Annotated in this window: 14 protein-coding genes; all 14 read left to right on the top strand. The window is 45.5% G+C overall.

The features are described 5' to 3' along the window. The 14 genes from IDJ77_RS15265 (at position 1) to IDJ77_RS15200 (ending at position 16,605) form a co-directional block, all read left to right on the top strand. Complete coding sequence (locus tag IDJ77_RS15265) at positions 1-1,053, top strand: ATP-grasp domain-containing protein (protein ID WP_191189831.1); 1,053 nt, start codon at positions 1-3, stop codon at positions 1,051-1,053. Positions 1,054-1,065: 12 nt separating this feature from the next. After that, positions 1,066-2,430: a type III PLP-dependent enzyme domain-containing protein gene (locus IDJ77_RS15260; protein ID WP_191189830.1), complete on the top strand. Its 1,365-nt coding sequence runs from the start codon at positions 1,066-1,068 to the stop codon at positions 2,428-2,430. A gap of 14 nt (positions 2,431-2,444) precedes the next feature. Further along, entirely contained in the window at positions 2,445-4,601 is a 2,157-nt protein-coding gene (locus IDJ77_RS15255) for an urea transporter (protein WP_191189829.1), read from the top strand. A 26-nt stretch (positions 4,602-4,627) separates the two neighbouring features. Further along, positions 4,628-5,749, top strand: coding sequence for a tetratricopeptide repeat protein (locus IDJ77_RS15250; protein ID WP_191189828.1), 1,122 nt, complete (start codon positions 4,628-4,630; stop codon positions 5,747-5,749). Beyond that, positions 5,737-6,360 carry a tetratricopeptide repeat protein gene (locus IDJ77_RS15245; RefSeq protein WP_191189827.1) on the top strand — a complete coding sequence of 208 codons (624 nt, stop codon included), beginning with the start codon at positions 5,737-5,739 and terminating at the stop codon, positions 6,358-6,360. Before IDJ77_RS15250 ends, IDJ77_RS15245 begins: the two co-directional genes overlap by 13 nt. Before the next feature lie 215 nt (positions 6,361-6,575). Then, positions 6,576-7,136, top strand: a complete 561-nt coding sequence (locus tag IDJ77_RS15240) for a hypothetical protein (protein ID WP_191189826.1) — start codon at positions 6,576-6,578, stop codon at positions 7,134-7,136. A gap of 121 nt (positions 7,137-7,257) precedes the next feature. Next, positions 7,258-7,824, top strand: a complete 567-nt coding sequence (locus tag IDJ77_RS15235; RefSeq protein ID WP_191189825.1) for a carboxymuconolactone decarboxylase family protein — start codon at positions 7,258-7,260, stop codon at positions 7,822-7,824. Between the two features lie 116 nt (positions 7,825-7,940). Next, positions 7,941-10,709, top strand: a complete 2,769-nt coding sequence (locus IDJ77_RS15230; protein ID WP_191189824.1) for a TonB-dependent receptor — start codon at positions 7,941-7,943, stop codon at positions 10,707-10,709. Positions 10,710-10,716: 7 nt separating this feature from the next. Then, positions 10,717-11,985 carry an MFS transporter gene (locus IDJ77_RS15225; protein ID WP_191189823.1) on the top strand — a complete coding sequence of 423 codons (1,269 nt, stop codon included), beginning with the start codon at positions 10,717-10,719 and terminating at the stop codon, positions 11,983-11,985. A gap of 87 nt (positions 11,986-12,072) precedes the next feature. Beyond that, on the top strand, positions 12,073-13,554 hold the full coding sequence (locus IDJ77_RS15220) for a hypothetical protein (RefSeq protein WP_191189822.1): 1,482 nt from the start codon (positions 12,073-12,075) through the stop codon (positions 13,552-13,554). Between the two features lie 30 nt (positions 13,555-13,584). Continuing rightward, entirely contained in the window at positions 13,585-14,295 is a 711-nt protein-coding gene (locus tag IDJ77_RS15215; protein ID WP_191189821.1) for an outer membrane beta-barrel protein, read from the top strand. A 7-nt stretch (positions 14,296-14,302) separates the two neighbouring features. Then, positions 14,303-15,466, top strand: a complete 1,164-nt coding sequence (locus IDJ77_RS15210; RefSeq protein WP_191189820.1) for a S41 family peptidase — start codon at positions 14,303-14,305, stop codon at positions 15,464-15,466. A 3-nt stretch (positions 15,467-15,469) separates the two neighbouring features. Beyond that, positions 15,470-16,045 (top strand): carboxymuconolactone decarboxylase family protein, encoded by a 576-nt coding sequence (locus tag IDJ77_RS15205; RefSeq protein ID WP_317174348.1) that lies wholly within the window; start codon positions 15,470-15,472, stop codon positions 16,043-16,045. An 11-nt stretch (positions 16,046-16,056) separates the two neighbouring features. Next, a complete protein-coding gene (locus IDJ77_RS15200) occupies positions 16,057-16,605 on the top strand; it encodes a carboxymuconolactone decarboxylase family protein (protein WP_191189818.1) in 549 nt (182 codons plus the stop codon). The last annotated feature ends 19 nt before the right edge of the window (positions 16,606-16,624 follow it).

The raw sequence follows: 16,624 nt of genomic DNA, 5'->3' as shown, positions 1-16,624 counted from the left end.
ATGGCTGCGCTAATTGATGCACCATTGGTAATTGGCGTTACCGGCTTAAACGCAACCGAAAACCCCGGTCCGGGCATTGCGGTCATCCGGGCATTAAAGGATGCTTTCCCGCATGTACGCATTGTTGGGCTTGCTTACGAATCTTTAGAGCCGGGCATTTACCTGCACAATTTGGTAGATAAAACTTACCACATCCCTTATCCTTCTGCCGGTTCTGAAGCATTGTCACAACGGTTACAAGCCATTCAAGCGAAGGAAAATATGCATCTTATTATTCCCAATTTCGACGCGGAATTACATAATTTCATCAAAATAAAGGCCGAATTAAAAACAATTGGGATAAATACCGTACTGCCTACACACAATCAACTGGAAGCATGCAGCAAACCCAGCCTCGCAGTATTTGGCAAGCAGCATGGATTAAATGTGCCCAAAAGCCTCAGCATTTTTAATGCGGACGAATTATACAACGCGGGAGACGAGTTGAACTTTCCGCTGGTAATAAAGGGCAAATTTTACGAGGCGGAAATAGCCCATACCGCCGGCCAGGCGCAAAACGCTTTTTATCGCCTCAGCGCCAAGTGGGGCACACCCATTATTGTGCAACAATTTATAAAAGGCACAGAAATAAACGTTGCCGGGCTTGCCGATGGCAAAGGCAATGCTTTAAGCGTAATACCGATGCGCAAACTATATATTACCGATAAAGGCAAAGCCTGGGCGGGTATAACCATTGTCGAAGACAAGCTAATAGCCATTGCACAGCAATTTGCCGCCGCAAGCAAATGGAATGGCGGTTTTGAGCTTGAACTGATGCAGGATAAAGCCGGAGACCTGTTTATTATGGAGATAAACCCCCGGTTCCCGGCATGGATTTATTTAACAGCCGCTGCGGGGCAAAACCAACCCGAGGCTTTGGTAAAGATGGCATTGGGCGAAGCTGTTGAACCGCTTACTGAATACAAAGTAGGCAAAATGTTTATCCGCTACGCGCTGGATCATGTGGCCGACGTGAGCGAGTTTCAGCAATTTTCTGCCTTTGGCGAACTATAATATTTAACCGGAATGACGCAAAAGCTAAAATACGAACGCCCTTTCATCAAAAAGATGAATACCGGGCTGATGAACAAGTTCGGTACACAGAACGAGGCGGAAACAGTGCGCGATATTAATGGCGTTACTGTAAAAAGCCTGGTGAAAGAATTTGGCTCGCCGCTCTTCGTACTTTCCGAACAACAGATCCGACGCAATTATCGCTCGGCAGTGCGTGCATTTAAAACGCGTTACCCCAAAGTACAATTTGCGTGGAGCTATAAAACCAATTACTTAAATGCCGTTTGCAGTATTTTTCATCAGGAGGGTAGCTGGGCGGAGGTGGTATCTGGCTTTGAATACCGCAAGGCGCTAAACAATGGTGTTACGGGCGAGCATATTATTTTTAATGGCCCGCAAAAAAGCACCGATGACCTGTTGCTGGCTATTAATAATAATTCCTTAATTCACATCGATCACTTCGACGAGTTGTACACCCTTATATCGCTTTGCGAAGAACAAAATAAAAAGCCCCGTGTGGCTATCCGCGTAAATATGGATACCGGCGTTTACCCCGTTTGGGACAGGTTTGGGTTTAATTACGAGAACGGGCAGGCCTGGAGTGCTATCACAAAAGTTATTAATTCGGGCAAAATGCAGTTGGTGGGTTTACATTGCCATATCGGCACGTTCATGCTCTCCACTGCGGCTTATGGCATTGCCGCCGCGAAAATGAGCGAACTGGCCATCCAATGCAAAACCGTGCTGAATAACCCCATCGAATACCTCGACCTTGGTGGCGGTTTTCCGTCAACTAATACGTTAAAAGGCGCTTATTTGCCCGGTGTTGATACCGTACCTTCTGTGGATGATTTTGCAGAAGTAATCACCACCACCCTACTCAATGCCGGTTTTAAACACGAAGAACTCCCGCTACTTATACTGGAAAGCGGCCGGGTACTGATAGACGATGCCGGTTACCTGCTGGGCAGCGTGGTTGCCAACAAACGCCTAAGCGATGGCCGCCGTTCCCTTATTATGGATTTTGGCATCAACACGTTGTTCACGTCCCTTTGGTATGATCATAAGATCAGTCCCGCGCAGGATGCTTCGCAGCATATCGACAATGTGGTGCTTTACGGCCCGCTTTGCATGAATATCGACGTGATCCGCGAAAGCGTAAACCTGCCTGCGATGGAACCCGGCGACAACGTGGTGGTACATAAAGTAGGTGCTTACAACATGACGCAATGGATGCAGTTCATTAGCATGCGCCCTGCTGTGGTTTTGATTGATGAAAACCGCCAGCCGCACCTCATCCGCAAAGCGGAAACGCTGGAGTATCTGGAAATGCCCGAGGTGTCCCCTGTGCATTTGCAGCAAGTTAAAACTGTATAGTATTGAATATCGCTGTGAAAAAACAAACACTCTTATTTGTACAGGCATTGCTCAACAGCTATTCCATTGTGTTTTTTTCGCAGCATAATGTGTTGGCGGTACTACTGCTGGTTACTTCCTTTTTCAATCCGGTTGCCGGGGCAGCGGGGCTGGCTGCAGTTTGCGGCTCGCTGGCTTTGCTTAAGCTCTCGGGTTACCGGCACGATACCACACAATCCGGTTTGTACACCTTTAATGCCATCCTCACCGGGCTGGGCTTTGGCAGCTTCTTCCATTTCAATATGGCATTTTGCGTTTGGCTGATGGTGGCTACCGGGCTTACGGTAATGCTGACGGTTATTCTTACTGCAACGCTGGCAAAACGCGGGCTACCTGCATTATCCCTTCCTTTTGTTGTTGTTTTTTGGTTGATATTGTTAGCCGCCAATGGTTACGGGCAAATGGGCCTTGTACCTAAAGAAAGCTATCTGCTAAATGAGCTATCAGTAAAAGAAAGCGCCCATCCCTACCAGCTTTTCGGCACGTTAAACGCGGTACCCCTGCCCTATTACGTTAGGCTGTTTTTTAGGGCTGTAAGTGCTATTTTATTTCAGGATAATGCATTTGCGGGGCTGGTGATCAGCATTGGGCTGCTTATTCATTCGCGTATCAGTTTTAGCTTATTGGTTCTGAGTTTTGTATCGGCATGTCTGTTCAATTCGTTCACCCATATTTACCCGGATGGCTTGGGACATTACCATTTGGGCGTTAACTTCATGATGACGGGCATGGCGCTGAGCGGATTTTTTATTGTGCCATCTACAAGGTCGTACCTTTTAGCTATCGTGATAATCCCCTTGCCTTATCTGCTCACAGGTGCTTTTACCAGCTTGCTCGACGATTGGAACCTGCCTATCCTTTCGCTGCCGTTTTGCCTTATTGTTATAGGCATCCTGTATTTTTTAAAACTGAGGCAGCACCCGCGTGCATTGCAGCTTACCGTTTACCAAAATTACTCGCCCGAGGCAAACCTCTATCAATACCTTAATGGGCAGGAACGCCTGAATGATTTGCGCTACTTTAACCTTTCTCTGCCGTTTATGGGGGGCTGGTCGGTTTCGCAGGGCTACGAGGGCGGTATTACCCACAATGCAGAATGGGGCCAGGCGCTCGATTTTGTGATCAAAGACGAAGACAACCGCACCTACAAACTCCCCGGCGAAAAACCCTATGACTTTTATTGCTACAACAAACCCGTTTTAGCCTGTGCCGATGGCGTGGTAGAAACCGTGGTAAGCCATGTGGAGGACAATTCCATCGGCGAAATAAACACCCGCGAAAACTGGGGCAACACTGTCGTGATAAAACATGCCGATGGTTTGTACAGCAAAGTATCGCACCTAAAACCAAATAGCGCCAAAGTAAAACCGGGCGATTTTGTAAAACGTGGTGATATCCTGGCGTTATGCGGAAATAGTGGCCGATCCCCCGAGCCGCATCTGCATTTCCAGATGCAGGCAACACCTTATGTGGGTTCCAAAACCCTTGCTTATCCATTCGCTTACTTTAAAGAAAGCAATGCAGGCAACACGCAATTCACCAGCTTTAAAGTGCCGGCTGCAGAAAGCACAGTGAGTAATATAGATGCATCAAATGCCTTAAAACAAGCCTTTGCCTTCCAGCCTGGGTATGTGGCCCGGGTTAGCGCCGGCAGCCATACCGAAACCTGGGAAGTATTTACAGATCCATTGAATCAAACCTATCTTTTCGATCATGAGAGCGGTGATATTGCCTACTTTGTAAGTAACGACACGGCGTTTTATTTTACCACCTTTTATGGCGGGCGGGCCTCGGTACTGTACAAGTTTCAGTTAGCGGCATATAAGGTTATCTTCTCGGCAGAAAGCCACGTGAAAGCTCAGGACCTGTACCCAGTAAATATAGCGGCGGGTAACCCGGGGATTTGGCTTTACGATCTTGTATCGCCTTTTTATAATTTCATTAAACGTGTTTATCAAAGTTATACCCGTACGCTTGGTAATGGCTTACTGGTTACCGCTTTTGGCTATAAAACCGGCTTTGGCAAAAGCAAACAATTTATGCGGGCCGATGTGCTGATAACCAACAACAAGCTTTCGGAATTCACTATTGATATAAACGGCAGGCAAACGGAGGCAAAATGGGAGGCATAAAGTTCATACTGATAACTACCCTATTATTGTGCACTGCTATAGCCCGTGCACAGGATAGCTACCCAAAAACCGATAGCATCAGCTACTCGTTCTACCTGGCGGGAAACTGGCAGCAACTGATCAGCTATGGCAACCAGTCGCTAAAAAACGGCGTGGATTTCCCTTTGCTACACTTGCGCATGGCTTACGCCCATTTCATAACCGGCAATTACACCACTGCGTTAAGCCAGTACCGCGAGGTATTGAAGCAAGATCAGCGCAACCAAACCGCCAACTATTACGCGTACCTCTGCAACCTGTACCTCAACCGTACCGATGCCGCAGGCTACCACCTTGCCCTGTTGGATGACAGCACCTACACTGCAAAACCATCGCCGGTTAAATTTATCAGCGCATCTGCCGAGGGCGGTAGCAAGTTTTCCAAAAATCCCCGGCGCGGTAATGGCACCTATATGCGGCTGGGTTTCACCAATACTTTAGGCTACCGTTTTGTTCTGGACGAATCCTTCGCCTATTTTGGGCAGGATATTTACCACCGTTTTTTTGGCAGCCTGGTAAACAGCCCCATACAACAGCTGGAGTACTACGGTAAACTCAACTATTCGGCAAGCAGTGCTTTATCCGTTTTCGGGGGCTATCATTACCTCAACACCAAATACAGCGTAGGCACCTATAACAACCACATTGGTATTGGCGGATTAAAATATGCCACAGGCGACGCAGTACTGCAGGCCGACGCTAACTTTGGCCGCATTAGCGACACCACGTTCCAGCAATACAACGCCCAGTTGAGCCTTTATCCTAAGGGTAACATCCATTTATATTTTATTTCGAGGGCAAGTTTGCTGCGCCAGGGTGGCTCCAAATTTGTATTCAGCCAAACCGTCGGCACAAAAGTGTTCCGTAATTTTTGGGCAGATGCCAATGTAACGATAGGTACGTTAAACAACTATTTGGATGCAGATGCATTGTACGTGTATAATGCCATAGATATTGCTACATTTAAAACAGGTGCAACGGCTTATTACCAGCTAAGCGGCCATGTACTTTTGCACCTGAATTATGCGTTTGAGCAAAAGAAAGATTTTTACAAAATTCAAGAGTATAAACAACATTCGGTAACCGGGGGACTTACATGGAAGTTTTAAAAAAATTATTTACGGTTTTAATCTGCCTGTTTGCAATGTTGCAGGCCAGGGCACAGTCGGAAGCCGCCATGCAGCGCGCCTACAAAAGCAGCTACGCTGATGAAGCGAAAAAAAACTACGCCGAAGCCATCAACGATATAAAACCCTTTTACAGCGATGGCGATTACGAAAGCAACCTGCGCCTGGGCTGGCTGTACTTCCTTAGTAAAAACTACACCGCGGCCGAAAGCTATTACGCTAAAGCAGTGCGCATTAAACCCAACGCGCTCGAAGCAAAATTCGGCTATGTAAAACCTCTGTCACTATTAGCGAGTTGGGACAAAGTGCTTGCCCAATACGCTGCCATCCTAAAGATCGACCCGCAAAATACGCAGGCCAATTACTGGGCGGGAGTTATCTTCTACAACCGTAAACAGTATGATGCAGCAGCACGCTACTTTACCAAAGTGGTTACGCTATATCCCTTTGATTACGATGGCAACCAAATGCTTGGCTGGGCTTACCTCATGAGCGGCAACAAGGCCCAGGCCCGCGTTTATTTTGAACAGGCCCTCATTATTAAACCCGAAGATGCATCCAGTACCGACGGGTTGAATAAGGCTAAGAATTAAGTTCCTGCACACGCACCAAACCCATCTGCCGCCTTGCATGCTATTAACCCACTATTAGCTATATGCATGCGGTTTCTCCCACCAACTACTTATCCGGCTAGGTATCACAGTGGTAATCTGAAGGCACAAGGTATATTATGAAGTATTATTATAATAAACTTGCTTTTTAATATATAACTACTATTTTTACCTTAACCCAATCATAACCTCTTGCATTGAAAAAGTTCTTCGCGATAACGATGCTTACAGTACTTATATTTAATATAGGCGGGTATATGCTGTTGTTTCAATATTTCATCAAGCATAGCGATGATTACGCGAACGAACAAATTAGCAAGGGCCTGTACAAGCCCGACGAGCTGGTGGAGATAAAGGTACCTGTAAACCTACCTCACATACAGGAACAAAGCGATTTTCAGGCCATTGCCGGTCAGGTTAAATTAAGTGATAACGATTACAACTATGTTGCTATAAAAATGACAAGGGATACCATGTTTTTGATGTGTATCCCCAACTACGAAAAAACAAGGCTCATCGGCGAAAATATCATCACAGCCAAAAACGTAAGCGATAGCCCGCTTGCCAAAAAGAACCACTTACCTGTTGCTAAAAAATCGGGCGTAGATAATACCTACAATTACCCTGTGGCGCTTTTTAACCTTGTATTAAATACTTCGACCTTACAAAACCCGTATACTGATCTTAAACAACTCATCCCAACAACTCACCTGTCCACCCCCGGGCAGCCACCCGAACTACAAGGCATATTAGCTTAAATTGAATTTTACGGGGAATACCGGCAGAGCCTATAGCTGCTGTCGATAACTAACGCGCAGGCACCTGATGCGTTGCATACGTACTTCATTCCCCTTTCCATTTACTTTTAATATCCTTTTTATGCCTTATATAGCACTTGAAGACCATTTGCCGGGGATAACCGGCTTATTGGAATATAGCAAGGGTACCGCTCAGCCAATACGCGAGCTTACCCAATTTTTACTGCGCGGCCCATCAACCCTAACCGAGGCCGAACGCGAACTGATTGCCACCGTGGTATCCTACGGTAACCAATGCACTTTTTGCACCACAGCCCATACCGCCGCTGCCGACTTGCTGGCCGGCGAAACCGAAACCGCCGCAAGCGTAAAGCAAAACATCGAGACCGCCCCCGTGAGCGATAAGATGAAAGCGCTTTTAACCATTGCTTCGCAAACACGCGAAAGCGGCAAAAGCGTAACGGCTGAAGCTGTAGCGCGTGCGAAGGAAGCCGGTGCAACCGACGTGGAGATCCATGATACTGTGCTGATAGCTGCCTTGTTTTGCCTTTACAACCGCTATGTGGACGGGCTGGCAACATCATTACCGGCCGAACCCGGTTATTACGATGTATTGGCAGGCAGGCTGGTAAACCATGGCTACACACGGCTTCCGCAAGGTTACGACCATTTAAAAAAGGCAGTTTAAATTATTCGCTAAACCCAAATCACGTGGAAAGTTGTGGGCTATGTAGCTCCCCAAAGAGTGTGCTACATCCATGGCTCGTCCATAAAAATCCTAATCCCTTAAACTATTAACCAACAATGAAAAAGTTTTTACTCATTATACTTTTGCTTTCGTCTGCGCGCATATTTGCGCAGGATGTAAAAATATCGGGCACCGTAACGGGCGCCGGTACCAACGAGCCATTAAGCGGCGCAACCATCAACGTAAAAGAAAAAATAGCCGGTACAACTACCAATTCTAAAGGGCAGTTCACCCTATCGGCAGGCAAAATAAAATTGCCGTTCACCATTATAATTACCGCCGTTGGGTACGATCAGCAGGAAGTGACCATTAACTCTGCAAGCCAAACCGTAAGCGCGGCTTTACCTGTACGTACCACTATGCTTAACGAGGTAGTTACCTCCGCAACCCGTGTAAACCAAAGCATATTGCAGTCGCCGGTGAGTATTGAAAAAATGACCACCAAAGCTATTAAGGAGAACCCATCGTTTACTTTTTACGATGGGTTGATCAACCTTAAAGGCATTGAAGCGGTTACCAGCAGTATCACATACAAACAAATAAACACCCGTGGTTTTAACACCACCGGTAACTCGCGCTTTTTACAGCTGGTGGATGGTGTGGATAATCAAACCCCGGGCCTAAACTTCTCGGTAGGTAACCAATTTGGCGCGTCAGATCTGGATGTAGAATCGGCAGAGATCATCCCAGGTGCGGCATCAGCATTATATGGGCCGGTTGCCTTCAATGGCTTGTTATCTATTAAAACTAAGGACGCTTTTAAATACCAGGGCTTATCAGTAGCCGTAAAAACAGGCATTAACCATGTTGGTGAAAGCTTTGCCGATACAAAAGGTTTATACGATTTCGCGCTGCGTTTTGCAAAATCTTTTAACGATAAGTTCGCCTTTAAGGTAAACGCATCATACCTAACCGGCACTGATTGGTATGCCAACGATTACACCGATATAAACCCCTTGGTGCCTGTAGCCAACCGCGGCCCTAACGATCCGGCCCGCGATGCCCTAAACATCTACGGCGACGAGGTGTCAAAACCTTTAGTAGGTGCTGGCTTGGTAACGCGCACCGGTTATGAGGAAAAAGACCTGATGAACTACGGCGTTTATAGCTTAAAACTGAACGGCGCTTTACAATACCGCATCAGTAATAATCTGGAGGCTATATACCAATACAACTACGGCCGTGGTACCGCAAGCTATACGGGCAGCAGCCGTTTCGACCTTAATAACTTTGTGCTGCAAACTCACCGTTTGGAATTGAAGGGCAGTAACTTTTTTTTCCGCGGCTACTCGGTAGAAGAAAACTCGCACGACTCATACAACACCCGCTCGCTGGGGCAGTTTATCAACCGCACCTGGGTGCAAGACCTGAACGGACAAACCGTTAGTCCGGCCAGTGCAGATGCCACTTGGTTTACCCGTTACGAATCGGCATTCAACGGCAATGTTAACGGCGTTAGCGGCAATAACCATACTGCCGCCCGCACCTTTGCAGACCAGGGCCGCCTTTTACCGGGCACTTCGGCGTATGATGCTGCTAAGGATGCCTCTATCCATAACTATGGCTTAAGCGGTGCCGGTGTATTTAGCAACAGCAAATTCTACCATTCCGACGGGCAGTACGATTTTAGCAAACAGATTAAAGTATTTGAATTGCTGGCCGGTGGAAGCCTTCGCCAGTACAAAATGTTTACCAATGGCAGTTTGTTTGATGATAAAACCAACCGTATAAACATTACCGAATGGGGCAGTTTCCTGCAGGCCGGCAAAAAACTGTTCGAAGAAAAACTGAAGCTTACCGCCTCTATCCGTTACGACAAGAACCAGAACTTTAAGGGCAGCTTTACGCCGCGCTTCTCGGGCGTTTATTCGGTAACGCCAATGCACAACTTCAGGGCATCGTACCAAACCGGTTTCCGTAACCCAACCCCGGTAGATCAGTTCATCCACCTCAATGTAGGGCCTATCACCATCCTGGGTGGTGCGCCAAATAACAGCAAAGGCTTAAACGTTTACGAGAATTCCTACACATCGGCTTCTGCAAACGCATTTGGTGCTGCTGTAGGTGCAGCTATAGGTGGTGGAGCAACACCTCAGCAAGCGGCGGTACAAAATAAAGACCTGCTTGTAAAATCAAACGTTGCCTACATCAAGCCAGAGCAGCAAAAAGCATTTGAAATTGGATACAAAGGCGTAGTGAACGAAAAATTGCTGGTTGATGTAAACTATTACCATAGCTCGTACACCGATTTTATCCTGAATACCGTAGTTGTACAGCCAACAGCCGCGGTATTGGGTGCCGATGGTAAAGTTAACCCTGCTGCTGCGGGCCAGGTGGCTCTCCGTTCGGTTAATGCTTATCAATTATACACCAACGCATCTGACAAAGTATCGGCACATGGTGTAAGCCTTGGCCTAACCTACCTGTTGGAAAGGGGTTATGTATTAGGTGGCAACATCACCAAATCGAACTTTAACCTGGGCAGCGCAAACGCCAACAACATTGCACAGTACAATACGCCCGAGTATAGTACCAACATGAATTTTGGCAACCCTAATGTAAGCAACGGCTTCGGTTTCAACATCAACTGGCACTGGCAAAGCCAGTTCGACTGGTACGGTACCTTTAACGGTAACCGCCCGGGCCGCATAGCGGCTTATTCGCTGTTTGATGCACAGGTGAACAAAAAATTACCTGCACAGCATACTACCATTAAGCTTGGCGCAAGTAACATATTCAACAAGCATATTTCGCAGTCGTACGGCTCACCTGCTATTGGCGGTATCTATTACGTAGCGCTTGTTTTTGACAGCCCGTTAAAATAATAACATCATGAATGCGATAACGATAGAAATAGAAAACACACGCACACAAAAAAGCACCGCCTACCTGGCGGCTGTTTTTATCATTTGCTTTGTGAGCAGCGTACTGGGCGGCTCGGTATCTACCCTCATGTCGGTTTATCTCCCTGTAGTTGTAAAGGATTTACAGGGAGATGTTGCCGCCAGCCAGCTCAATAGCGTTAGTGGCTATATAAACGCTACTTTCATTTTTGGCTGGGCCATAGGTGGTTTTAGCTGGGGGGTGGTGAGCGATAAAATTGGCCGCAAAAAGGCGCTGGTTTATTCGATTGCCTGCTATGGCAGCTTCACCATTTTAACCGGGCTGATGCCCCAATGGGAGGGTATTGTGCTTTGCCGCTTTTTAAGCGGGTTTGGCGTTGGCGGGGAAATGGTTATCGCGATGACATTCATTAGCGAGATATGGCCACAAAAAAATAAACCGGTGATTATTGGCATCCTATCCATAGCTTTTCCTATCGGGATATTTGCTTCCGGATTCATTACTGATAATGTACCTGACTGGCGTCATGGTTTCTTTATAGGCGCCGTGCCACTGGCTATGGGCATTATCGCACTTTTTGTAATAAAAGAGTCGGAGCAATGGCTTAGCCACAAGCAAAAACCGGCAAGTTCATCAAACGCACTTTTCTCGCCGTTAAACCGCCGCGAAGTTATAGTGGGTTCATTGCTGTTCGGCACTATGTTAATAGGGCTTTGGGCTATTTTCTCCTGGCTGCCCACCTGGGTACAAAGCCTCATTGCTACCGATGCGCCAAAAGCACGCGGCATGAGTATAAAATTCTTAGGAATGGGAGGCTTAATAGGAGGCTTCCTCTCCGGTTGGCTGGTAAACCTGCTTGGCTTGCGCAAATCCATGCTGCTTTGTTTTGCGGTTTGCACCGGGTTATCGTTCGTATTATTCAAAACCAATAGCAGCATATCGGGTGCGGTTTATTCGGAAATAGCTATAATGGGGCTTTTCTTTGGCGCAAGCCAAGGCGTGCTGTCAGCCTATATACCGCAGCTATTTCACACGGGCATCAGGGCAACCGCAACGGGCTTTTGCTTTAATGTAGGCCGGTTGTTTACCGCTACTGCGGTATTGTTTATAGGTGTACTGGTATCTGCACTGGGTGGTTATGGCAATGCCATCTTCATCTTTTCGCTGGTGTTTGTTTTAGGGTTGATAGTGACACTATTTGTAGTGAAAGATAAAAAGGAAAGCCCCGCCTCCGTCATAAATGAAACTAGTCAATAACAATAAATACAGTGTGAACCCATCGGTAATAGAAACCTGAACGTTAAATAGTCTATCAAATTATACTTAACAAATACATCTTAAAACATGAAAAAGTCAAAAAACCTAAGAAACCTTATCACGCTTTCCTTACTGACGGGTATCGCCCTGACGTATGGTTGTAAAAAAGAAGTTCCAGTTACTACTGTTAAAGTGGGGAGCGGAATAAACGCCCCTATTCCCAGTTATAATTTCAACTGGGAAACCGCAACCTATCTGCCGTCAAGTCCGGCCAACCAAATTCCAATGCCGTGGAATTCGGGCACAACACAAATTAATTCCGATATAGTAAATGATTTTAAATCAGCCGATGGTTGGAAACTTGTATATAATACTTTTAAACCTACAACACCGCTTACGGGAAATGGAATGGGGTATTATTTTGCACTTTATAACCAATATAGGGGTGTTTTAAGACTTTACTTATGGCAGCCCTCTGCTGTGGTGTATACTTCTCTTATTCAACATGGTTTAAACCTTTATGGTAGCGCAAATAGTTCGATGTTGAATTTTGGAGGCGACGACATAATTGACCAAAATGTCCCCGCATTCACCAATGTTTTAAACCAACAGATAAACGCCAATGGCGGAACATGGTTTGCATTTCAGTACGAGATGGCATATGATCCAACTATAGCGACCACCGCTTCTACCAGCTTGCAATTGGGATGGATCGGCAAGTATATAAACATAACACAGTTAAAGCTCAATGGAACAATTGACGGCACCGCGACAGGCACCATTGGTACTGAAGCAAATTCTTTCGACCTTGACGGAACCGTAAAAACTGCGGTGAAGGGTGGCGTACTTGCGATCGGAGTTACCGAGTTAAAAAAAATTCCGGAAGCGAATAGGTCTGATTTGATCAAAAAACTGCTATCGGCAGCAAGCGATCTTTTAGGCGGTACTGTTAAAAATTTTCTGAGCGGGTTATTGGGTGGAAGTAGTGGCCCGGGGCCCCAACAGGTAAATATAAAGCTGAACGCTAACGTAGAGATGGCAGGGACTGCAGTGAACAATGGGGGATTGATGAATTACAAACTTACAATGCCAGGACAGCCGGATAGCCAAACTGCTGATGGGTTAACGCCTATTTATAATAGCACAATGGGCGTTGTAAACCTTTCAGCAAAACCAGTACTGAATTTTCACGTAACCGGATATTCATATGATAATAGCTGGGGATTTCCATTGTATAATTTTTTCGCTACCGCAACTGTAGCAACTGTTACGCCGGTGGTAAATCCTGCAGTATCCGCTTTAGCTACTGTGACTTTGGTAAACAAAGAAGTGATTTTATATGACATGGGAAATACCACATTTACCACTGGTACGGTAGAACAAGCAAGCAATCATTCAATTCGTTCGGGAGCAAGCGTATCTTACAGCCAGTATCAATATTGGGGGCCGGCATACTCGCCTCCTTATTTTAATGCTGCTGTTAGATGTACTTTTAAAGTACAGCCCAACAACGGTACGCCTGCCACAACAATAGTAAAAACCTTTGCGGCAAATTGCACAGTTAATTAATTTATTAATTTTATTAATTTGATAGATGAGATGGCAAACGCTTTAAAAGGGTTTTTAATACTTCTAATTTGTTTGTTTATCAATAGCAGTACCTCTAACGCCCAGGTTAGCCTGGGCGTCGAGGGCGGCTTTAGTTTGAACCATTTATTTACTAAAATGATAGGTTACAATTCCACAAAAAATGTCACAAAATTGGGGGCGACGACGGGCTTGATAATACAATATAAACTGACGGATAATACATTTATAGAGACAACACCTGGTTTTGTAAGCAAAAAGTATTCGTTTGCAAGAACGGGTTTATTGAAAGGGGCGTTTCTGTCATTCGAGAACAACTACCTTCAGTTGCCGGTGACACTGAATTTTGTTTTTGGAAATAAACTAAAGTTTTTTTTGGGGCCTGGGATCTATACTGCTTATTGGCTGTCGGGCTCTGAATATGGGAATATACCAGATATCTTCTCAGCGTCTCAACAGGCAGACGATACTTCCGATACTTTAACACTAGTGTATTTTAAAAAGTCTCATCGATTTGACCCAACGCTCGATAACCGATGGGAATTTGGAGTTTCGGCCTCGTGTGGTTTACGTTATCCTTTGAATGAGAAGTATAAAATAGGGTTGTCGGTAAAATATTATCAGGCGCTCACAAGTCGCTACAAGGTGAATACGGCCAATACATATACTAATTATAATGGCACAGGCACGGCATGCTTATCATTGATTTATTCACTAAATTAAAGTAGAAATGGTAAAAAAAGGTATGATTTTTTCGGTCCTAGTCGTCTTTTTACTAACCCTGTGTTGTTCTTGCAAAAAAACTACAGAGCGATTTAGCATACATAAAGATCCACAAAATTTCACCGAACTATTTGATAGTTTTTGGGCTGAAATGAACATTAATTATGTGTATTGGGATATCGATAAAACAAATTGGGACGCGATTCATGATCAATACAAACCGAAATTTGATGAGTTAGATATTCACAACAGTGTTGACCTGAAAAAATCGGTATCCTATTTCAAAGAAATCTCAAAAGAGTTAATTGACGGACATTACACCATTTTATTTTCTCCGGAAGCCATCAGTGATTTTTCGGTGACTCCGGCAATTGATAGAAAAAGAGCTGAAAGCAGCTTTCACGAACCGTATCTTTTTTCCATGGTAGACCCTCACTATTTGGATGAAGGATATACGACCGGTAATTATTTAACCAACTCAAAAATTGAGATCACAGCTACAACGGGTACAATAAATAAAAATATTCTCTTTTTTTCTTGTTCGGGCTTCGAATTAAAAGAGGCAGTTTTAAAAGATAATTCAAACACTTTAAAAACGGTAATTAGCCGTTTTTTTGATGAAGTAGAAAACAACATCTCCAAATACAGAGGCATTATAATCGATCTTAGAAATAATCAAGGAGGAGGTCTTTCGGATCTTAACTATTTCTTATCGCATTTAACACATGATCCAATAAATTTTGGCGATACAAGATATAAAGCCGGAAATGGTAGGTTACAGTTTACTCCCTGGATATCGGCACAGACCATTCCTGGCTTACTTAAAAGTAATTTAAGCACTCCCTTGATTGTGCTGGTGGACAATTACACCATTTCGTTAGCAGAAGTTATTGCAATGGCTTTGCGTACGCAGAAAAACGTAAAATTAGTAGGAGAAACTACTTTCGGTGCGACTGGCCCGCTCACGGATAATATTGTTTACAACGCCGGGCAATTTGATGTGGGCGGATTTTGTAAAGTCTACACCTCATCAGCTACTTACAGATATATTGATAAAGTTATTTACGAAAGCAAAGGGTTTCCTCCTGATATAAAGCTAACCATTACCCCGTTCGATTTTAATAACGGCAAAGATGCACAGCTGGAGAAAGCTATAAACATAATAAACTAAACTATAACAATTAAAAAACAAAAAATTATGGCACACATACAAGTTCCCGAAGGCGTACCGGGTATCAGATCGCTGGTAATGTTCAGGCCCGAAACGGGTAAGCATTTGTACGATCTGGCGGAGGTTTTGCTGCGCGGAGAATCGCCCATATCGCAGGCCGACCGTGAGCTGATAGCCGCATATGTATCTAAACGCAACGAGTGCGTGTTTTGTAGCAGCAGCCACGCCGCCGCCGCAAGGTGTTTGTATGGCGAGGACGATACCACGGTAGATGATGTCTTAAAAGATATGAACGCCGCAGAAATTAGTCCTAAACTAAAAGCGTTACTCAATATCGCCGGCAAAGTGCAGATCCTGGGTACACAGGTAAAACAGGAAGATATTGATGCCGCGAAAGCGCAGGATGCTACTGATAAGGAGATCCATGATGCGGTGCTGATAGCCGCCGCCTTCAGCATGTTTAACCGCTACGTAGATGGGCTGGCAAGCCTCACTCCCACCGATCCCGAAGCTTATAAAGAAATGGGTAAACGCATGATACAGGGTTATGCGCTACCACAAAAACCGGCAACCACTTAAACATTAAGCCAATGGCACACATTAATTTAGAGAACGAATTACCCGGCATCCGCGGCCTGATGGCTTACAGCCCTAAAACCGAAGCTCCGCTGAATGCCCTTGCAGAAGTGTTGCTTCGCGATGATGATAACACGCTTAGTCGCGGCGAACGCGAACTGATAGGCGCGTATGTATCTTACTTAAATGATTGCTTTTTTTGCCAGAATGTACACGGCGCGTTGGCCGGGCATTACCTGGGATGCAATATAGATGAGATAGACGCCATTAAAAATGACTTCACCTCAGCGGATCTGTCGCCCAAAATCAAAACCCTGCTGGCAATTGCAGCCAGCGTGCAGAAAGGCGGTAAAGCCGTAACCGAAGAACAGGTTGCTGCCGCCAGGGCAGAAGGCGCTACAGATAAAGAGATCCACGATACGGTATTGATAGCCGCGTCCTTCTGTATGTTTAACCGCTATGTGGATGGCTTAGCTACATGGGCCCCACAGGACAGGCAGTTTTATGTAAACCGCGCCCCGCAACGCGCAGAGGACGGTTACCAAAGCAGTGTTTACAAATAGGCCTGAAACCCTAAACTGT

This window comes from Mucilaginibacter pankratovii, assembly GCF_014773265.1.
In the GTDB taxonomy this organism is placed as follows: Bacteria; Bacteroidota; Bacteroidia; order Sphingobacteriales; family Sphingobacteriaceae; genus Mucilaginibacter; species Mucilaginibacter pankratovii.
This window is presented reverse-complemented; position numbering and strand designations above follow the sequence as displayed.